Here is an 18,500-nt window from a genome sequence, read left to right as displayed (position 1 = left end):
ATATCTCCTGAGTCATCTGATAACGAAGCTTCGTCTTGTGAAGTTAAGACCCTGACGAACGCTTGGCAGTTCGCCGTTATACTCGCCGCTCTGTTTGGGAGCCAGCATGATTTCTTTGCCGATCGACGAAGTTTTACCCGCCCTGCGTGAAGCGTTGGCGATACGCCACGAAGCCGTGCTTGAAGCACCGCCCGGCGCCGGTAAAACTACCCGCGTGCCTTTGGCCTTGCTCAACGAAGCGTGGCTGAACGGGCAAACCATTCTGATGCTGGAGCCGCGCCGTCTCGCCGCGCGTGCCGCAGCGGAACGACTGGCCAGCGAACTGGGCGAAAAGGTCGGTGAAACCGTTGGCTATCGCATTCGTCTCGACAGCAAGGTCGGCCCCAACACCCGTATCGAAGTGGTCACCGAAGGCATTCTCACCCGCCGTTTGCAGGACGACCCGGCGCTGGAAGGCGTGGGCCTGCTGATCTTCGATGAGTTTCACGAACGCAGCCTCGACGCCGATCTGGCGCTGGCCCTGAGTTTGAACGGTCGCGAGCTGTTTCGAGCTGAACAGCCGCTGAAGATTTTGCTGATGTCGGCCACCCTTGAGGGCGAACGCCTGGCCGGGTTGCTCGATGACGCGCCGATCCTGCGCAGCGAGGGGCGTATGTATCCAGTGACCATGCGCTGGGGCCGGCCGTTTCAGCCCGGCGAGTACATCGATCAGCGCGTGACCGCCACCATCCTTGAAGCCCTGCACGATGAAACCGGCAGCCTGTTGGTGTTCCTGCCGGGGCAGGCGGAAATCCGTCGCGTCCATCAACAATTGGCCGACGCCATCGGCGAGCGCAGCGACGTGCTGCTCTGCCCGTTGCACGGTGAACTCGATCTCAACGCCCAACGCGCCGCTATCGACCCGGCACCGGCCGGGCAGCGCAAAGTGGTGCTGGCGACCAACATTGCCGAAACCAGTTTGACCATCAACGGTGTGCGCGTGGTGATTGATGCCGGGCTGGCGCGGGTGCCGCGTTTCGATCCGGGCAGCGGCATGACCCGCCTCGACACTCAACGCATTTCCAAGGCCAGCGCCACGCAGCGCGCGGGGCGGGCGGGGCGACTGGAGTCGGGTGTTTGTTATCGGTTGTGGTCGCAGGATCAGCACGAGCAACTGGCCGCTTATGGCAGTGCGGAAATTCTGTCGGCAGATCTGGCCAGCCTGGCGCTGCAATTGGGGCGCTGGGGGGTGACGCCGGGGGAACTGGTCTGGCTCGATGTGCCACCGACAGCGGCTTATGCACAGGCGCAGGATTTGTTGCAGCGTCTTGGTGCGTTGGAAGGCCAAGCGCTGACCTCCCATGGCCAGGCCATGGCCGAATTGCCAGCGCATCCGCGTATTGGCCATTTGTTGCTGCGCGGGCAGGCGTTGGGCCTGGCAAACATGGCCTGCGATGTCGCCGCGTTGCTCGGCGAGCGCGACATCTTGCGCGGCGCCGGGGCGGATTTGCACAGTCGTCTGGTGCTGTTGTCTGGCGAAGAACGCGCGGCACGCGGCGCTCAGGGCGGCGTGCAACGTGCCCGACAACTGGCGCGGCAGTATCGCGGTTACTTACGCGGCAAGGCGAGCGAGCCGGTCAGCGATCCGGATCACCCCCGCTGGCTCGGCGCATTACTGGCGCTGGCCTACCCGGATCGCGTCGCCCAACAACGTCGTGCCGGAGGCGCCGAATACCGACTGGCCAACGGTCGCGCCGCGCTGTTCGCCGAGGCCGACAGCCTGATGAAAGAACCGTGGATCGTCATCGCCGACCTCGGCAGCCGACAGGGTCAGCGGGAAGAACGAATTTATCTGGCGGCGGATTTCGATCCGGCGCTGTTCGATTCGGTGCTCGCCGAGCAGGTGTGCAACGTCGATCAACTGGATTGGGACGAGCGCGAAGGCGTGTTGCGCGCTGAACGTCAGCGCAAGGTAGGCGAACTGATCCTGAGTCGTGAACCGTTGACTGGCCTCCATGAAGCCGCGCGCAGCCAGGCGCTGGTCAATCTGGTGCGGCGCAAAGGCCTGGAGCTGCTGCCGTGGACGCCGGAACTGCGTCAGTGGCAGGCGCGTGTCGCGTTGTTGCGGCAGTTGGAGCTCAATACTCAGGACGAAAGCCAGTGGCCGGATGTCAGCGACGCGACACTGCTGAACACTCTCGAAGACTGGCTGATGCCATATCTGGGCAAGGTCTCGCGGCTCAGTCACTTCGCCAATCTGGATCTGTCGAGCATCGTGCGCAATCTACTGCCATGGCCGCTGCCGCAACGCCTCGATGAACAGGCGCCGCATCATCTGAGCGTGCCGTCGGGTTCGTCGATTCGTCTGGATTACAGCGAGTTTCCGCCGATTCTCGCGGTGCGTTTGCAGGAGTTGTTCGGGCTGGCCGAAACGCCGCGGATCGCTGGTGGCCGGCAGGTGGTCAAACTGCATCTTTTATCCCCGGCGCGCCGGCCGGTGCAGGTGACGCAGGATCTGGCCAACTTCTGGCGCAGCACCTATGCCGAAGTGAAGAAGGATTTGAAGGGGCGGTATCCAAAGCATTACTGGCCGGATGATCCGTTGGTGGCCGAAGCCACCGCACGGATCAAACCGCGAAAACCCTGAGCGCGCAGCGTTTTATTGAAGCGAAAACACGGTCCTGGTCCAACCCTGCAACGTGTACTTTTCATAGATCTGCACAGGGACGTCCACATACGGGCTCGTGATGAAATGCTCCGGAATCAGCGGGTTGGCCTCATCAATGACCAGGATGTTAGCCGGGTTGTAGAAGTCATAATCGACAACGCTTTTGTTGGTGGTGATCACTTTTTTCCGCGAGGCCATGGCTTCAAAGAATCGGAAGCTCAAACCGGCCTGGCCGGGCTTGGAAATGTCCAGAATGATCCTGGAGCGTTTGACTAACTCACCAACGGATTCCAGCGACATTCTCTGCTCGAAAAAAGTGATACCGGGATGAGCACCCGGAATCGGTTTGCACTGCACCAGAAACTTGTAATCGGTAACGCCGAGCCGATCAAATTCCCGCGCCAGGCCTTCGAGCGCCGGCACGCGGTCCTTGCCGGCCATCACTACGAAAGCCGAGTATTCGCCCGGTTCACCGTCTGCAACGTAGTCTTCATAGATAAAGTTGTAGAGCTTTTTCAGGCCGTAACTCTCGGCATTCTGCGGGTCGAATGAAAACACCTCGTCATAATCAGCCAGTTCTTCCCGGGTCATCGGCCAGCGACTGAAACTGTCGTAAAGGTAGGCGATCTTGCGATCGGAAGCCTTGAGTCCAGCCGCCAATTGCTGTGGGTCGATTTGCGCCGGATTAATGATTAGGGCAGCGTCAAACCGCCCTGCCGCCCGAAGGGTCTTTTTCACATGCCGCCATTGGGCCCAGCGTTTCAGCGGACGTCGAATGATCTTCGGGGCTCGATCAAACCTGTCCGACATCGACGAGGTATCGATGAAGCACACGTTGTTATCGATCATCAAATGCTCAGCCAGTTTGCGTGCGTAGCCGCCGATGTCCTTGCATACAATTAAAATTTTCATGGGTCTTCCGTGCGTTTGATTCGAATGCCCGAGCATCGTTCGTGGCGTAGAGTTGTTGCTACGGCGCAACCGGCAGCAGGAACCGCGCAATGACCGGCAGGTGATCGGAAATCCGAAGCGTATCGTCCTGGCGCACCATCGCTTCAACCCGTTTGATCTTCGGGCTGTAGAACAGATAGTCGACCGTGCGATCCGGACCATTGAGACCGGGGTCATTGGGGTAGTGGGTCAGCCACTGCGCGCGGTCGATGCCGCTGGCCTCGTTGTTGGTCGGGATCATCGGGTACTTGTCCCACAACAGATGCAATTCGCTGTCGGCGGAGTAGGCCGTGCGCTGCTCGGCTGGCAAACGGCGATATTGACCGAGGGGCAACAGGTTGAAGTCACCACCGATCAGCCAAGGCAGGCCTTGGCTTTCATACTTGTCGAGCACCCTGGCCACCGCCGTCACTTGCGCCTGCAACGTCTCATCCGGTTGGCTGGCGCGCTCCAGATGCGTGTTGAACACGGTCAGTTGCCCGCCATCGCTCAGCGGCAGCTTCGTCGCGAGCAGGGCGTCTTTGGGCTGGAACTGGCGGCTGATGAAGTTGCTCGAAGCGACCGGTAATTGCAGGCGCTCGGCGTGTTCGATGCGATAACGGCTCAGCGTCGCCAGTTGCCGGCCAACGCTGCCGAAGATGTGCGGTTCAGGGACGAAATCGGCTTTCCAGTCAAAGGCGCTGGCGCTACACGGGTACAGATCGGCGACCCGCTCCTGCAGCAATTTGAGTTGATCCTGATAATCGCTGGCCTTGGCGCCGTCATCCAGCTCCTGCAACAGCACCACGTCGGGCTGTTCATCGCGAATTACCCGCGCCACTTCATCGAGACTGAAGGCCATGTCTTCCAACGTCGGCGCTTCATCGTCGCCCCCGGCCAGGTCATTCCAGAACACATAACGCTTGCCGGCCAGGTACTGCACGTTCCAGGTCATGACTTTCAGTGCCTGCCCGGGCACCAGCGTCGGCGCGGTTGCGGTGCAACTGACCGGCAGGGTTTCACGGGGTTCGGGACGCCAGGTCAAGCTGAACATCAGCCCGCCAATCACGGCGATGGCGAGCACAACGAGCAACAGGGTGTAGCGCAGTAGACGGGTCATGGCTCGGCTTTTAGCGTTACAGAAAGTGGCCCCGAGCATACCTGAGGGCGAGTCTTAAACCTAAGGCCAGAGCAGTCAGACCGCTCTGTCTCTTTTGTCAGGCAATTCGCTGATCAGCATGAACAGACGGAACAGCACCACGCTGGTGAACAGTTGCAGGAAGCCGTGAGCGCTGTCGATCAACACGGTGATGGCCATGTTCTGCGGTTCTGGATAGACCGCCAGCGTTGCGCCTTTGAGCAACCACAACGGCGTCATCACGCAAAGAATGCACAGCAGAATCCGCCAGAAATGCCCGCGTGTCAGACGCAGGCTTTCTTTCATCGCATGCAGTGGATTGAGGCCGCGCAGCACCAGCAGATATTCGCCGAACGCCAGCATCACCATCAGCATCAGGCCCGGCAGAAAATACAACGACAGTCCCAGCAGGATCAGCAACGTGTTAAGCGCCGTGAGCAGGGCGAAACGCGGCCACAACCGTGCGGCCATCGCCAGCAGGTCAAGATTGCGCGGGGCTTCGCCACGGGTGCGGGCGTCGAGAAACAGAATCAGTGCGGCGGTGTACAGCGGATAGACCAGCAGGCCGACAATGATGCTGGACGCCGAAAAACTGTCCGGGTCGCTGGCGTGATCTACCACTTGTTGCAACAGCGCTTCGACGATCACCAGCGGCAGGCACAACTGCACGATGCTGACCAAATGGCGTTTGAAAAAATACAGAGAGTCGCGCAGCACTTCGAAGGCATTCATCAGTCGGTATCGCAGGTCGAAAACAGTGGCTCACTTTAACCGATGATGTGCGGGCGGACGCAAACGTAAACATTCGGTAAAGGTCGTTGAAACATCCTGTCACTGTCTCCATTACGGGAGAGCACCTTGTCCAAAGTGGGCGAGGGCAATGTTATCCCCGGCAATCTACGAGGTCGCCATGAACAGCGAAGAGCAAACCCTGATCGATGGACTGTTTTCCCGGCTGCAACAGGCCGAAACGGAGGCAGCCCCGCGCGATGCCCAGGCCGAGACGCGGATCAAGGAACACCTGACACGCCAGCCGTCGGCAGGCTATTTCATGACCCAGGCGATTCTGGTGCAAGAGGCGGCGCTCAAAAGCCTCGACGAGCAGAACAAACAACTGACCCAGCAAGTCCAGCGTTTGCAGGCCGAACTGCAATCGGCCAAGGCGCAGAGTGCTGCGCCGGCACCCAGCGGTAGCAGTGGGTTTCTGTCGAGCATCTTTGGCGGCGGCAGCTCGCGTCCTGCGCCAACACAGAGTGCACCGGCATCGACGGGCGGCTGGCGCGAACCGGCACCGCAGCAGAACTTCAACGCTCCCGCGCCACAACAGAACTTCGGCGCACCGCCGCCCAACTACGCGCAACAGGCTGCTCCGGCGGCGGGCAGCAGCTTCCTCGGTGGCGCGCTGAAAACTGCCGCTGGTGTGGCGGGTGGCGTGATGCTGGCGCAGGGTATCAGCAGCCTGTTCCATCACAATCAGCAACCGGAAGAGATTGTTGAAGTGATCAAGGAAGAACCGGCGCAGGTTGCAGACCAGAGCAACAACGGCTGGGGCGATGACCAGCGCATGGCCGGCAACGACCAGAGCGGCTTTACTGATACCGACTACAGCGATGACAACTCATCGTTCTTCAATGACGACGATTCCTTCGTCTGACCCAAACCTTCCAGGTTGACATCGAACTGTGGTGAGGGGATTTATCCCCGATGGACTGCGCAGCAGGCCCAAAAAACCGGGGCCGCTACGCTGCCCAGCGGGGATAAATCCCCTCGCCACATTCACCACTCGTCAGTAGCACCCTTGCGCCTGCGGGCGATTATTCGCGGAACCTTCCTTCGGGCTGGCATACTGAGCGCCTTTTTCGGGCCTGGCGCCTGATCCCGCTTCGTGCGCTCGCGCGCTCACAGGAACTCCGGTGAAAAAAATCGCAGTGTTCGCCGACGTGCAGAACCTCTACTACACCGTGCGTCAGGCCTATGGTTGCCACTTCAACTACGCCGCGCTGTGGGCCGACATCAGCAAGGACGGGCAGATCGTCGAGGCCTACGCCTACGCCATCGACCGTGGTGACAGCAAACAGCAGCAGTTCCAGCAGATCCTGCGCAACCTCGGCTTCATCGTGAAGCTCAAACCCTACATCCAGCGCAGCGACGGCTCGGCCAAGGGCGACTGGGACGTGGGCATCACCCTCGACATCATGGACGCCGCCGATCACGTCGACGAAATCGTCCTGGCCTCCGGTGATGGCGATTTCGACATGCTGCTCGAACGCATCATCAACAAGCACGGCGTGCAAGCGGTGGCCTATGGCGTCCCGGGCCTGACCGCCAACTCGCTGATCCGCGCTGCCAGCCGCTACGTGCCGATCGAAGGCGCGCTGCTTCTGAAGAATTGAGCGGCTACTGAAGAATTGATTTGAACGGAGTTGAACCCGGTTTGGAACGCATTGCAGTCATCGACTTTGAAACCACCGGCCTCTCGCCGAACAGCAGCTGCCGCGCCACGGAAATCGCCGTGGTCATGCTGGAAAACGGCCGCATCGTCGAGCGTTACCAGAGCCTCATGAACGCCGGCGTGCGCGTCCCCGCGTTCATCGAACAACTGACCGGCATCAGCAACGCCATGCTGCGCACCGCGCCCTCGGCGGAACAGGTGATGAACGAGGTCAACGAGTTTGTCGGCTGCACGCCACTGGTCGCACACAACGCTTCGTTCGACCAGAAGTTCTGGGATTTTGAACTGGGGCGGATCAAACGCACCCGTCTCCAGAATTTTGCCTGCTCACTACTGCTGGCCCGCCGGTTGATGCCGGCCGCGCCGAATCACAAACTCGGCACCCTCACCACGTTCGCTCGCCTGCCGCACACCGGTCAGGCTCACCGCGCGATGGCGGATGCGGAGATGGCGGCTAACTTGATGGCGCATCTGGCCGGAGAGTTGCGCGACAAGCATGGCGTGCGCGAGTTGAACCATGACCTGCTGTGCAAATTGCAGAAAGTGCCGGCTGCGAAAGTTGGCGAGCATCTGCAGCGCTATCGCTGATCCCGAACTCAACAAGAACCCTTGTAGGAGTGAGCCTGCTCGCGATGGCGGCGCATCAGTCGCCAGCAATGTTTACTGACACATCGCCATCGCGAGCAGGCTCACTCCTACAGTGGATTTGTGTTGGCCTGGACTATTTTCCGTTGCTTTCAAAAACTCGCGAACCGGGTTGTTTAGTGGTGTGTAGAGTTCGACGAAGCATCCTACTGAAGTTTAGGGATTATCTGTCTTGAGCTCTGATAGCCCCACCGCTAACCTCTTTTCGTCGCTGAAAATTCAGCGATCGGGACTGCAAGCCCGCCGATAATTTGTTAGGCACTGACCGGTGCACCTATAATCGCGTTGCTCTTATGGCGACCAACGATTTTATGGTGGCTGTGTGCGGGAGACCTTCGGGTCTGCCGAGGTTGCCTAACGACTCGGTCTTGCAGACCCGCGCACAGCCGCCACCCATCATCTGCAAGTGATGCTAGCGGCTCCAACATTCGTTAGGTGATTTGCCATGATCAAAGTAGCTACCAACGCTCCAAAAAACGCCGGCTCGTCATTCAGCCGTGAGTCACTCGTAAAACCCCAAACCTTCATCCGCCATCACATCCAGTTGCAAGCCGCTCTGGTACATGGCGAAGCCTGGTTCTGTGCCCGTGATTTTGGTCGTCTGATGGGGTTGGAAATCAATGGGCGACAAGTTCTGAAGCTTGATGAAGATCAGCGGCTGATGATGTATCTGTCGGGAAACGATGGTGTTCAAGAGACCTTGATGTTGAGCGAGTCCGGCGTTTACGCAATGCTGGTTTATCACTACTCCCCGGAGAACCGTCATTTGCGTCGTTGGCTGACCCATGAGGTCGTGCCGATGCTTCGTCAGGGCTCGGAGTCAGTTTCAGATCCGCATCTACGTTTGATGATGTGCGCAGGGGAAACGTTGAGACTTCTGCATTGGCGCAATGAGCCATGGATGCGCATGCGAGATATGCCGCACTTGCTGACTCAGGAAAGTCGTCGCCAGGGTTGAAGGCTTCTCGCTAGCGGACTTACTCGCGAATGCGCTGTGTCATTCAGAAAGGTGTTGTCTGACACTCCCTCTTCGCGGGCAAGTCCGCTCCCACAGCGGACATCATTGCCTCAAGACTTACCGTTGCTTTCGATATGCCCCAACGGCACGCGCTTCTCGATGGCGCTCGACAACACAATCGACGTCTTGCTGAACCCGAACTTCGCCACCCGGTTGATCAACTCCTCCAGCTCCGGCATCGATCCCACTGCGGCCTTCATGATCACGCACGGATCGCCCGTCACGCGAAAGCACTCGGTCAGTTGCGGAATTTTGACCAATTCGTCGTACACCTTCTGGCTGCCGTTTTGATGCAGGCGCAGTTCGATCACACACTGGATCGGCAGACCGATTTTCGACAGGTCGATTTTCGCTTCATAGCCGGTGATCACGCCCGATGCCTCAAGCTTGGCCACGCGCTCGGCCACGGCGGGGGCGGAGAGGTTTACTTTGCGCGCCAGGTCGGCGTAGGACGCCCGGCCGTTTTCGAGCAGGGCGCTGAGCAGCATGCGGTCGTATTTATCCAAGGCTTAACTCCTGAAAGTGTCAGTCTTTCGAAATCGTGGTTCATTCCGTAGATCTCCGTGATTTCAAAAGTGTACTGGCCTGATAAACAGGTTTTGTAACTTATTTTTGCCCGCTGGCCTTTCTAGAATAACCAATCTTCTGACACAGACTGTCGAGCTGCCCATGCCTGCCTTGCGCCGTTTTTCCTTGCCGCTGATCGCCGCGTTTTTTGCGTTGTATGTGATTTGGGGTTCGACCTATCTGGTGATTCGCATCGGCGTTGAATATTGGCCACCGCTGATGCTTGGCGGAGTGCGCTTCATCATTGCTGGCACGTTGATGTACGCGTTCCTGCGCTGGCGCGGGGCACCGGCGCCGACGTGGGTGCAGTGGAAAGCGGCGGGGATCATCGGGATTTTGCTGCTCAGTTTTGGTAACGGTGCGGTGAGTGTGGCGGAGCACACGGGGGTGGCTTCTGGCGTGGCGGCATTGGCGGTGGCGACGGTGCCGCTGTTTACGTTGCTCTGCGGTTATTTCTGGGGCGCGCGTAATACTCGTCTCGAATGGGCCGGGGTGGCGCTGGGGATTGTCGGCATTGCCATGCTCAACATGGGGTCCAACCTGCAATCGAGCCCCTTGGGCGCTGCTTTGCTGATTTTCGCGGCGGCGACCTGGGCCTTCGGTTCGGTGTGGAGCAGGCACCTGCCGTTACCGCAGGGCGCGATGGCCAGTGCGGTGGAAATGCTGGTCGGCGGTGTTGTCCTGCTGATCGGCAGTGCGGTGAGTGGTGAACGCTTGCAAGCCGTGCCGCCGATGGAAGGCTGGTTGGCGCTGGCGTATCTGATCTTCTTTGGCTCGATCATCGCCTTCAATTCCTACATGTATCTGCTCAAGCATGTGCGTCCGGCGGCGGCCACCAGTTATGCCTACGTCAATCCGGCGGTGGCGGTGTTGCTGGGGATCGTGTTTGTCGGCGAGACCATCGGCATTGAAGAAGCGCTGGCGATGCTGGTGATCATCAGTGCCGTGGTGCTGATCGGTCTGCCGCAATGGCGTCGTCCGGCACAGCCGCCGGTAGACGTGCCGACGGCCGTTCCGACGGAACAGCGCGCGAATTAGGGTAAACTGCGCGCCATTGCACACTCGTGTCGCACAACTGCGCTGAATTTTCCTACGGTACTCCCATGACTTTCGCCTCCCTTGGCCTGATCGAACCCTTGCTGCGCTCCCTTGAGACGCTCGGCTACCAGACCCCGACACCGGTTCAGGCGCAAGCCATTCCGGCCGTTCTGGCCGGTCGCGACCTGATGGCAGCGGCCCAGACCGGTACCGGCAAGACCGCCGGTTTCGCCTTGCCGTTGTTGCAGTTGCTGGCTATGGAAGGCCCAAAAGTCACCGCGAATTCGGCGCGTGCGCTGATTCTGGTGCCGACCCGCGAGCTGGCCGAGCAGGTTCATGAGTCCGTGCGCCAGTACGCCGAAAACCTGCCGCTGCGCACTTATGCGGTTTACGGCGGCGTCAGCATCAACCCACAAATGATGAAGCTGCGCGGCGGCGTCGATGTGCTTGTTGCCACTCCTGGTCGCCTGATCGACCTGTTCCGCCAGAACGCGCTGAAACTCGATCAGTTGCAAACCCTGGTGCTGGATGAAGCCGATCGTATGCTTGACCTGGGCTTCTCCGAAGAACTGGCGAACATTTACCGCATGCTGCCGAAAAAGCGCCAGACCCTGCTGTTCTCCGCGACTTTTTCCGATGACATTCGTCTGCTGGCCGGGCAAATGCTCAACGACCCGCTGAGCATCGAAGTCAGCCCGCGCAACGTTGCCGCCAACACCGTCAAGCAGTGGATCGTGACGGTGGACAAGAAGCGCAAGGCCGAACTGTTCGTGCACCTGATGCGCAAAGGCAAGTGGAAGCAGGTGCTGGTATTCGCCAAGACCCGCAACGGCGTGGATGCGCTGGTGGAAAAACTCCAGGGTCTGGGCATCAACGCCGACGGCATCCATGGCGACAAGCCGCAAGCGACACGCCAGCGTGCGCTGGATCGTTTCAAACTCAGCGAAGTGCAGATTCTGGTGGCCACCGACGTGGCGGCCCGTGGTCTGGACATCGAAGATTTGCCGCTGGTGGTCAACTTCGACCTGCCGATCGTGGCCGAAGATTACATTCACCGGATCGGTCGTACTGGCCGTGCGGGTGCGACGGGCGAGGCGATCTCGCTGGTGTGTGCCGATGAGGTGAACATGCTCTCGGCGATCGAGATGCTCACGCGTCAGACGTTGAAGCGTCAGAACGAACCTGACTTCGAGCCTGAGCACCGTGTGCCGGATACCGATGCCAGCGGTCAGGTGATCAAGAAGCCGAAGAAACCTAAAAAGCCGAAATCGTCCGGCGGTGGCGGCAAGCGCAATCTGGGCAAGTGGGTGGACAGCGGCGAGACGCAGGCGCCGGAGCCATCGATCAAGCCTGTGCGTAAAGTGCCGGTGTTCAATACCGGGCCGCGCAAGCGTAAGCCATAACCCTCTGCTGAAGGCGCGCTATCCAGGTAGGAGCTGCGGCACGCTGCGATCTTTTGATCTTGTTTTTAAAGGTCAAAAGATCGCAGCCTCGTTTCACTCGACAGCTCCTACAGGGTTTTGTGCCGAAGCCACTCCAGCATCCCGAACCCCGCCGCCCGGCCACTGGCAAAACACCCCGTCAGCAAATAGCCCCCCGTCGGCGCCTCCCAATCGAGCATCTCACCTGCGCAGAACACCCCCGGCAACGCCTTGAGCATCAGCCGCTCGTCCATCGCTTCGAACGTCACGCCCCCGGCACTGCTGATCGCTTCGTCCAGCGGGCGGGTTTTGATCAGTGTCAGCGGCAACGCTTTGATCGCCCGAGCGAGCAGCGCCGGATCGGCAAAGGTTGCAGCGTCAGTCAATTCACGCAACAACGCCGCTTTCACACCATCAATCCCGATCTGACTGTGCAGATGCTTGGCCATCGAGCGCGAGCCGCGCGGTTTGCTCAATGCTGCCTGCAATTTATCCACAGGTCGGCCCGGCAGCAGGTCGATATGAATGGTGGCTGAGCCGTGCTGGTTGATTGCCTCGCGGATCGGTGCCGACAACGCGTAGATCAAACTGCCCTCAATCCCGGTCGCCGTGATCACGCATTCGCCCAAGCGCGGCACATCGTCATTCAAACCGATGGCGATATTTTTCAGCGGCGCGCCGGCGAATTTGCTGACCAGCAATTCGCTCCAGGCCTGCACTTCAAAGCCGCAATTACTGGGCTGCAACGGCGCCAGTCCTACACCGCACTGCTCCAGCGGCAACATCCACGCGCCGTCCGAACCCAGCCGCGACCAACTGCCGCCGCCGAGGGCGAGCAGGGTGGCGTCGGGGTTGATGGATTTCTCGCCTTCCGGGCTGTCGATGCGCAACGCACCTTGTTCATCCCAACCGAGCCAGCGATGGCGGGTGTGGATAACTACGCCACTGTCGCGCAGACGCTTGAGCCAGGCGCGCAGCAAAGGGGCGGCTTTCATGTCGGTGGGGAACACGCGGCCAGAGCTGCCGATAAAGGTTTCGATGCCCAGCTCATGAATCCAGCGGCACAGCGCATCGGCATCAAAACCGCGCAGCAGCGGAGCGATGTGCGGCGCGCGTTCGGCGTAGCGTGAGAGGAACGCCGGGTAGGCTTCGGAGTGGGTGATGTTCATGCCGCCGACCCCGGCCAGCAGGAACTTGCGGCCTACCGAAGGCATGCCGTCGTAGAGATCGACGCGGACTCCGGCCTGGCTCAGCACTTCGGCGGACATCAGGCCGGCGGGGCCACCGCCGATGATGGCGACGTGAGCGTGGGAGGGGGCGGAGTTCTGGGTCATGGCGTGCGCTGCGGTATGGCGGGATAAGGCGCGCATTCTAACAGCCGGGATCTTTGTAGCGGTTGGTTAAAAATTAACCGCCGCGCTGCGCGCCATGTTCGGTATGGGCTGCAGCCCCTTTCACTCAGGTTATCCACAGGCCGTTCCACAGCCATTGTGGGTAACGCAGCACAGCTCAATGACAGCCGTGTGACTGCCAGACGCGCTGCGCGCTGTGGTGGAGAATGCCGTGGCGGCGGGCGAGGGCGTGGCGGTCCTTGCTGTAACCACCGCCGATCACGCCCATCACCGGGATGTCGCGGCCCAGGCAATGGCGCATCACGCTTTCATCCCGGGCAGCGACGCCTTCATCAGTCAGTTGCAGATAACCGAGGGCGTCGTCCTTGTGCACATCGACGCCGGCGTCGTACAGCACCAGATCCGGTTGATAAAGGGGCAGCAGATAATTGAGTGTGTCGTCCACGACCTTCAAATAATCGGCATCGCCCATGCCTTTGGGCAATGGAATGTCCCAGTCACTTTCCGCTTTGCGTGCAGGAAAATTCTTCTCGCAGTGCAGGGAAACGGTAATCGCCTCCGGGGTGTTGTGCAGAATCCGCGCCGTGCCGTCGCCCTGATGCACGTCGCAATCGAAGATCAACACACGGCTCACCCGGCCGCTCTGCAGCAGATATTGGCTGATGATCGCCAGGTCATTGAAGATGCAGAACCCCGCCGGGTAGTCGTAGTGGGCGTGATGGGTGCCGCCGGCCAAGTGGCAAGCCAACCCATGCTCCAGGGCTTTTTCCGCCGCCAGTATCGAACCACCCACCGCGCGCACCGTGCGTCGGGCCAGCGCTTCGTTCCATGGCAGGCCAAGACGCCGCTGGTCTTCGCGGGACAACTCACCGCTCATGTAGCGTTCGATATAGCTACGGTCATGGGCCAGGGCGAGGATGTCGTTGGGGCAGATTTCGGGGCGCAGCAGATCGGCGTCACGGGTCAAGCCGCTGTCGACCAGGTGATCGCGCAGAAGACGAAACTTGTCCATGGGAAAGCGGTGATCCGCAGGAAACTCCGGGCTGTAGTCTTCGTGGTAGATCAGCGGCAGTGGCATGGCGATTTCTGTCAGACGTGTAGGAAAGAGTGAAGGATCCTACCAGCGATGTAGACTTGCGGCATGGAAACGGAGGGGCACGATGGAGCCGATACTGGAACTGGAAAGCGCACGGTTGCTGATGCGTCAGTGGCAGGATGAGGATTTGCCGGAATTTGCGGCGATGTGTGCCGATCCTCAGGTGATGCGCTATTTTCCGGAGCCGTTGAGCCGGCTGGAAAGTGCCGCGTTGATCGGTCGCGTGCGCGGACATTTTGCCGAACACGGCTACGGCTTGTGGGCGCTGGAGCGCAAGGACAGCGGCGAATTCATCGGTTTCACCGGGCTTGGCGTGGTCGGTTTCGACGCGCCGTTCACCCCGGCGGTGGAGATTGGCTGGCGTCTGGCGAAGGAGCATTGGGGCCTGGGTTACGCCAGTGAAGCGGCTTGGACCGCTCTGCGTTGCGGGTTTGATCGATTGGCCCTGAAGGAAATCGTGTCGTTCACTGCGCAACCAAATCTGCCTTCGGAGAAAGTCATGCAGGCGATCGGCATGCATCACGCGCCGGCCGATGACTTTGATCACCCCAAGCTTGCCGTCGATCACCCGTTAAGAAGACATGTGCTGTATCGGATTACCCGGGAGCAGTGGCTGCAAACCTTGCATGGATAAGCTGACACGGACGTTTACAATGGCCGCCATATCATTGGCCCGTGCCAGTACCTGAATCGCCCGCCGCAGCCAAGACTGCGCGGCATTGCTTTGTGTGAGGAGAGTCTGAATGAGCCAAGTGTTGGAAGATCTGGTCGATTTGCTGACCCTGGAACCGATCGAAGAAAACCTGTTCCGTGGTCGCAGCCAGGACTTGGGTTTCCGTCAGTTGTTCGGCGGTCAGGTGCTCGGTCAGTCGCTGTCGGCGGCCAGTCAGACGGTTGAAGAAGCGCGCCATGTGCATTCGATGCACGGTTATTTCCTGCGTCCGGGCGACGCCAAGTTGCCGGTGGTGTACTCGGTTGACCGCGTGCGCGATGGCGGTAGCTTCAGCACCCGTCGCGTCACGGCAATCCAGAAGGGCCATCCGATCTTCACCTGCAGCGCTTCGTTTCAGTATGACGAAGACGGCTTCGTGCATCAGACTCAGATGCCGCAAGTAGTCGGCCCGGAAAGCCTGCCGTCGGAACTGGAACTGTTCCAGCAACGCGCGCAACTGATCCCGGAACACATGCGTGAAAAACTGCTGTGCCCGAAGCCGATCGAAGTGCGCCCAGTCACCGAAAAAGACCCCTACAACCCGCAACCGGCGGATCCGATCAAGTACGTGTGGTTCCGCGCCGACGGCGCACTGGCGGACATTCCGGCGCTGCACAAATACCTGCTGGCCTACGCCTCGGACTTCGGCCTGCTGACCACTTCGATGCTGCCCCACGGCAAATCGGTCTGGCAGAAAGACATGCAGGTCGCCAGCCTCGATCACGCGCTGTGGTTCCACAACGATCTGCGCGCCGATGACTGGTTGCTTTACGCGATGGACAGTCCGTGGGCCGGCAATTCTCGCGGGTTCTCCCGTGGCAGCGTGTTCAACCGCGCCGGGCAACTGGTGGCGTCGGTGACCCAGGAAGGCTTGATCCGTCATCGCAAGGATTGGGCATGAGCCTGGCCGATGTGAAGCACTGGGTGTTCGACATGGATGGCACCCTGACGGTCGCCGTGCATGACTTCGCGGCGATTCGTGTGGCGTTGGCGATTCCGCCGGAGGACGACATCCTCACCCATCTTGCCGCGCTGCCGGCGGATGAATCAGCAGAGAAACATGCGTGGTTGCTGGAGCACGAGCGCGATCTGGCGCTCGGCTCGACGCCGGCCACCGGGGCGGTGGAACTGGTGCGTGATCTGCATTCGCGCGGTTATCGCCTCGGCATTCTTACCCGCAATGCGCGGGAATTGGCGCATGTGACGCTCGAAGCGATTGGTCTGGCCGACTGCTTTGCGGTGGAAGATGTGCTGGGCCGTGATGAAGCGCCGCCCAAGCCGCATCCGGGTGGGTTGCTCAAGTTGGCGGAAGCCTGGGCGGTACCGGCCAGCGAGATGGTGATGGTCGGCGATTACCGCTTTGATCTGGATTGCGGGCGAGCGGCGGGCGCGCGGACGGTGTTGGTGAATCTACCGGATAACCCGTGGCCGGAGCTGACGGATTGGCATGCGCAGGATTGTGTCGAGTTGCGGCGGATGCTGTTGGCCTAAGATCAAAAGATCGCAGCCTTCGGCAGCTCCTACAGTTGCTATTGCAATCCCCTTTAGGAGCTGCCGAAGGCTGCGATCTTTGCTTTTGCTTCTATTCGAACAACGCTTTCTGCCCCTCCGGCGACGTCAACATCCCATCGCCGTTATGCCCGACCCCGGGCACTTCCACCAGCCGCTGATTCACTCCTTCCGGGTGACGGCGCAGCAAATAGCCGAAAAACAGTTTGCCGCGTATCAAACGATAAGCCCCTTGCGCCTCAGCCTCACAGCCCTTGTCCAGCGCCGGGTGCTGCGGGTCGATGTCTTGCTGCCCAAGCAGATAAATCACCTCGCGTTTGATGTAACTGCTTTCAAGCTGCAACGGCGTTTGCCCACCGGCGTACACCGGCATGTCTGACAGACCGTACTTCCAGCGATTGAAACCCATGCACTTGGCGTGATCGAACGCCACGGGCCGCTGCTCATTGAAATACGCGTAGGAAGAAGGATTGGCCACCACGTAACGCAGGCGGATGCCGTTGGCCTTCAGTGCCGGCTGATCCTTGGCGAGCAGGGCATAACGTTGCACCACTTGCCCGCCACCGGAGTGGCCGAAAATCACTATCTGCTTCACGTCCGGAAACTGCTTGCGATCGGTGACTCGGGCGACGATTTCGTCCAGTGCCGCGTAGGAGCTCAACGGATTCGGCCCTGTGGATAAACCGCCACCCATCCACTCGTTGCCTTTCCAGCGCAACACCGTGGCGGGCAACGAGTACAGGGCCACATCACTTTCATTGAGAAACTGCGGCGCGATCACCAGTGTGTGTGCGGTTTGGCCGGCCATCTCGGCGGCGCTTTCGGCGCTCTTGCGATACGTCTCGGCGTTGCGCAGGCGACCGTGAATGACGATCAGCACGCGCTCGATTTTCTCTGGCGCAGGTCCTATGCCCACCGCCATTTCCCCGGCCTTCAGTTGCAGGCGCCCGGAGCTGATCGCGTCGACACCGGCCGCTTGCGCTGTGCTGCCAAAGATCAGTAAAGCCAAAAGCCATTTATGCATTTACAGGTTTTTCGCCGCGAAGGTGTCGCACTGGCCGACCTGGCCCTGCGCGAATCCGGTTTTGAACCAGCGCACCCTTTGCGCCGACGTACCGTGGGTAAACGAGTCCGGCACCACACGGCCCTGACCCTGTTGTTGCAGGCGATCATCACCGATGGCGTTGGCGGCGTTCAAGGCTTCTTCTATATCGCCGGGTTCCAGCCAGTTCAAACGCTTCTGTGCGCTGTAGGCCCAGACGCCGGCAAGGCAATCGGCCTGCAACTCCTGACGTACCAGCAAGCCACCGTCACCTTCCATCTGCCGACCTTGCTGGCGGGCTGTCTGAATTTTCGCCGAGACACCGAGAAGCGTCTGCACATGGTGTCCGACTTCGTGCGCAATCACGTAGGCCTGGGCGAAGTCGCCGGCCGCCTTGAAGCGTTGCGACATCTCCTGGAAGAACGCCATGTCCAGATAAACCTTCTGATCCGCCGGGCAGTAAAACGGCCCGGTGGCCGAGGTGGCCAGACCACACGCCGAGTTGACCCGATTGCTGAACAGCACCAGGGTCGGGTCCTTATATTGCCGGTCGGCCTGCTGGAAAATCGCGCCCCAGGTGTCTTCGGTGTCGCCAAGGATCGAGCGGACAAACTCTGCCTGCTCATCATTGGCCGGCGGCGCCTGGCGGGTTTGCGAGGTGGGTGCCGATTGCTCGGTCATCTGCCCGGTGAGTTGCCCGAGGATCTGCAATGGATCCTGGCCGGTGATCCAGCCAATGCCGACGATCAACAGGATGGCCCCGATGCTAAGCCCCTTGCCGCCACCAAAGCGCATGCCGCCGCCACCGCCAGCATCATCACCACGGGCATCGACGACGTTGTCACTGCGTCGGCCTTTTTTCCATAGCATGTGGGAATCCTCTCTCTAATCGTGGTGATGAGTGTTGCTGGTGTGTGAGTGTGGCGCCAGTCC

General features: G+C 60.1%; 18 protein-coding genes. 10 read left to right on the top strand and 8 right to left on the bottom strand.

What is annotated here, in order from left to right:
* The first annotated feature begins 106 nt into the window (after positions 1 to 106).
* Positions 107 to 2,626: an ATP-dependent helicase HrpB gene (gene hrpB / locus ACA069_RS24810; protein WP_497615404.1), complete on the top strand. Its 2,520-nt coding sequence runs from the start codon at positions 107 to 109 to the stop codon at positions 2,624 to 2,626.
* 12 nt (positions 2,627 to 2,638) lie between these two features.
* Here hrpB and ACA069_RS24805 read toward each other — a convergent pair whose 3' ends face one another.
* The 3 genes from ACA069_RS24805 to ACA069_RS24795 all read right to left on the bottom strand — a co-directional run bounded on the left by ACA069_RS24805 (position 2,639) and on the right by ACA069_RS24795 (position 5,447).
* Positions 2,639 to 3,559, bottom strand: coding sequence for a WaaS/CpsH family glycosyltransferase (locus ACA069_RS24805; protein WP_497618304.1), 921 nt, complete (start codon positions 3,557 to 3,559; stop codon positions 2,639 to 2,641).
* Positions 3,560 to 3,617: 58 nt separating this feature from the next.
* On the bottom strand, positions 3,618 to 4,697 hold the full coding sequence (locus ACA069_RS24800) for an endonuclease/exonuclease/phosphatase family protein (RefSeq protein WP_401267327.1): 1,080 nt from the start codon (positions 4,695 to 4,697) through the stop codon (positions 3,618 to 3,620).
* A 75-nt stretch (positions 4,698 to 4,772) separates the two neighbouring features.
* Positions 4,773 to 5,447, bottom strand: a complete 675-nt coding sequence (locus ACA069_RS24795; protein WP_497615403.1) for a YciC family protein — start codon at positions 5,445 to 5,447, stop codon at positions 4,773 to 4,775.
* 178 nt (positions 5,448 to 5,625) lie between these two features.
* On the opposite strand from ACA069_RS24795, the gene ACA069_RS24790 reads away from it, so the two are divergent.
* From ACA069_RS24790 to ACA069_RS24775, 4 genes are all read left to right on the top strand, one after another.
* A complete protein-coding gene (locus ACA069_RS24790) occupies positions 5,626 to 6,369 on the top strand; it encodes a DUF2076 domain-containing protein (protein WP_497615402.1) in 744 nt (247 codons plus the stop codon).
* A gap of 259 nt (positions 6,370 to 6,628) precedes the next feature.
* Positions 6,629 to 7,108 carry a LabA-like NYN domain-containing protein gene (locus ACA069_RS24785; RefSeq protein ID WP_221730158.1) on the top strand — a complete coding sequence of 160 codons (480 nt, stop codon included), beginning with the start codon at positions 6,629 to 6,631 and terminating at the stop codon, positions 7,106 to 7,108.
* A gap of 41 nt (positions 7,109 to 7,149) precedes the next feature.
* Positions 7,150 to 7,755 (top strand): 3'-5' exonuclease, encoded by a 606-nt coding sequence (locus tag ACA069_RS24780; protein WP_187680944.1) that lies wholly within the window; start codon positions 7,150 to 7,152, stop codon positions 7,753 to 7,755.
* A gap of 502 nt (positions 7,756 to 8,257) precedes the next feature.
* Positions 8,258 to 8,770 carry a BRO-N domain-containing protein gene (locus tag ACA069_RS24775; protein ID WP_497615401.1) on the top strand — a complete coding sequence of 171 codons (513 nt, stop codon included), beginning with the start codon at positions 8,258 to 8,260 and terminating at the stop codon, positions 8,768 to 8,770.
* A gap of 110 nt (positions 8,771 to 8,880) precedes the next feature.
* Here ACA069_RS24775 and ACA069_RS24770 read toward each other — a convergent pair whose 3' ends face one another.
* The gene (locus tag ACA069_RS24770) at positions 8,881 to 9,336 is read right to left on the bottom strand and encodes an Lrp/AsnC family transcriptional regulator (RefSeq protein ID WP_497615400.1); all 456 of its coding nucleotides are present in this window, start codon (positions 9,334 to 9,336) and stop codon (positions 8,881 to 8,883) included.
* Positions 9,337 to 9,499: 163 nt separating this feature from the next.
* Between ACA069_RS24770 and yedA the strand changes: the two genes are divergently transcribed.
* Together yedA and rhlE1 are read left to right on the top strand one after the other, a co-directional pair.
* A complete protein-coding gene (gene yedA, locus ACA069_RS24765; RefSeq protein ID WP_187680941.1) occupies positions 9,500 to 10,435 on the top strand; it encodes a drug/metabolite exporter YedA in 936 nt (311 codons plus the stop codon).
* Positions 10,436 to 10,500: 65 nt separating this feature from the next.
* Complete coding sequence (gene rhlE1 / locus ACA069_RS24760; protein WP_401267318.1) at positions 10,501 to 11,838, top strand: RNA helicase RhlE1; 1,338 nt, start codon at positions 10,501 to 10,503, stop codon at positions 11,836 to 11,838.
* Between the two features lie 107 nt (positions 11,839 to 11,945).
* Here the strand turns inward: rhlE1 and ACA069_RS24755 are convergent, their stop codons facing one another.
* The gene (locus ACA069_RS24755) at positions 11,946 to 13,190 is read right to left on the bottom strand and encodes a TIGR03862 family flavoprotein (protein ID WP_497615399.1); all 1,245 of its coding nucleotides are present in this window, start codon (positions 13,188 to 13,190) and stop codon (positions 11,946 to 11,948) included.
* Between the two features lie 175 nt (positions 13,191 to 13,365).
* Positions 13,366 to 14,286, bottom strand: a complete 921-nt coding sequence (locus ACA069_RS24750; protein ID WP_489879945.1) for a histone deacetylase family protein — start codon at positions 14,284 to 14,286, stop codon at positions 13,366 to 13,368.
* 82 nt (positions 14,287 to 14,368) lie between these two features.
* On the opposite strand from ACA069_RS24750, the gene ACA069_RS24745 reads away from it, so the two are divergent.
* The 3 genes from ACA069_RS24745 (at position 14,369) to ACA069_RS24735 (ending at position 16,507) form a co-directional block, all read left to right on the top strand.
* Positions 14,369 to 14,938, top strand: a complete 570-nt coding sequence (locus ACA069_RS24745) for a GNAT family N-acetyltransferase (RefSeq protein WP_497615398.1) — start codon at positions 14,369 to 14,371, stop codon at positions 14,936 to 14,938.
* Positions 14,939 to 15,047: 109 nt separating this feature from the next.
* Positions 15,048 to 15,917 (top strand): acyl-CoA thioesterase II, encoded by an 870-nt coding sequence (tesB, locus tag ACA069_RS24740; protein WP_497615397.1) that lies wholly within the window; start codon positions 15,048 to 15,050, stop codon positions 15,915 to 15,917.
* On the top strand, positions 15,914 to 16,507 hold the full coding sequence (locus tag ACA069_RS24735) for an HAD family hydrolase (protein WP_401267309.1): 594 nt from the start codon (positions 15,914 to 15,916) through the stop codon (positions 16,505 to 16,507). The genes tesB and ACA069_RS24735 overlap by 4 nt, the downstream gene beginning before the upstream one ends.
* A 91-nt stretch (positions 16,508 to 16,598) precedes the next feature.
* Here the strand turns inward: ACA069_RS24735 and ACA069_RS24730 are convergent, their stop codons facing one another.
* Positions 16,599 to 17,549 carry an alpha/beta hydrolase family protein gene (locus ACA069_RS24730; protein ID WP_497615396.1) on the bottom strand — a complete coding sequence of 317 codons (951 nt, stop codon included), beginning with the start codon at positions 17,547 to 17,549 and terminating at the stop codon, positions 16,599 to 16,601.
* Positions 17,550 to 18,437: a KPN_02809 family neutral zinc metallopeptidase gene (gene ypfJ, locus ACA069_RS24725; RefSeq protein WP_187680933.1), complete on the bottom strand. Its 888-nt coding sequence runs from the start codon at positions 18,435 to 18,437 to the stop codon at positions 17,550 to 17,552. It lies immediately after the preceding gene.
* Positions 18,438 to 18,500: the final 63 nt, after the last annotated feature.

The organism is Pseudomonas sp. LBUM1652 (assembly GCF_059716105.1).
Note: the sequence above shows the minus strand (reverse complement) of the source record. Positions and strands in the feature narration are given on the sequence as shown.

Coding starts and splice junctions, on each gene's coding strand:
- ACA069_RS24750 (WP_489879945.1), bottom strand. CDS start 14,286: ATGCCACTGCCGCTGATCTACCACGAAGACTACAGCCCGGAGTTTCCT.
- ACA069_RS24745 (WP_497615398.1), top strand. CDS start 14,369: ATGGAGCCGATACTGGAACTGGAAAGCGCACGGTTGCTGATGCGTCAG.
- ypfJ (WP_187680933.1), bottom strand. CDS start 18,437: ATGCTATGGAAAAAAGGCCGACGCAGTGACAACGTCGTCGATGCCCGT.
- ACA069_RS24800 (WP_401267327.1), bottom strand. CDS start 4,697: ATGACCCGTCTACTGCGCTACACCCTGTTGCTCGTTGTGCTCGCCATC.
- rhlE1 (WP_401267318.1), top strand. CDS start 10,501: ATGACTTTCGCCTCCCTTGGCCTGATCGAACCCTTGCTGCGCTCCCTT.
- ACA069_RS24775 (WP_497615401.1), top strand. CDS start 8,258: ATGATCAAAGTAGCTACCAACGCTCCAAAAAACGCCGGCTCGTCATTC.
- ACA069_RS24790 (WP_497615402.1), top strand. CDS start 5,626: ATGAACAGCGAAGAGCAAACCCTGATCGATGGACTGTTTTCCCGGCTG.
- hrpB (WP_497615404.1), top strand. CDS start 107: ATGATTTCTTTGCCGATCGACGAAGTTTTACCCGCCCTGCGTGAAGCG.
- ACA069_RS24805 (WP_497618304.1), bottom strand. CDS start 3,559: ATGAAAATTTTAATTGTATGCAAGGACATCGGCGGCTACGCACGCAAA.
- yedA (WP_187680941.1), top strand. CDS start 9,500: ATGCCTGCCTTGCGCCGTTTTTCCTTGCCGCTGATCGCCGCGTTTTTT.
- ACA069_RS24730 (WP_497615396.1), bottom strand. CDS start 17,549: ATGCATAAATGGCTTTTGGCTTTACTGATCTTTGGCAGCACAGCGCAA.
- ACA069_RS24795 (WP_497615403.1), bottom strand. CDS start 5,447: ATGAATGCCTTCGAAGTGCTGCGCGACTCTCTGTATTTTTTCAAACGC.
- tesB (WP_497615397.1), top strand. CDS start 15,048: ATGAGCCAAGTGTTGGAAGATCTGGTCGATTTGCTGACCCTGGAACCG.
- ACA069_RS24755 (WP_497615399.1), bottom strand. CDS start 13,190: ATGACCCAGAACTCCGCCCCCTCCCACGCTCACGTCGCCATCATCGGC.
- ACA069_RS24735 (WP_401267309.1), top strand. CDS start 15,914: ATGAGCCTGGCCGATGTGAAGCACTGGGTGTTCGACATGGATGGCACC.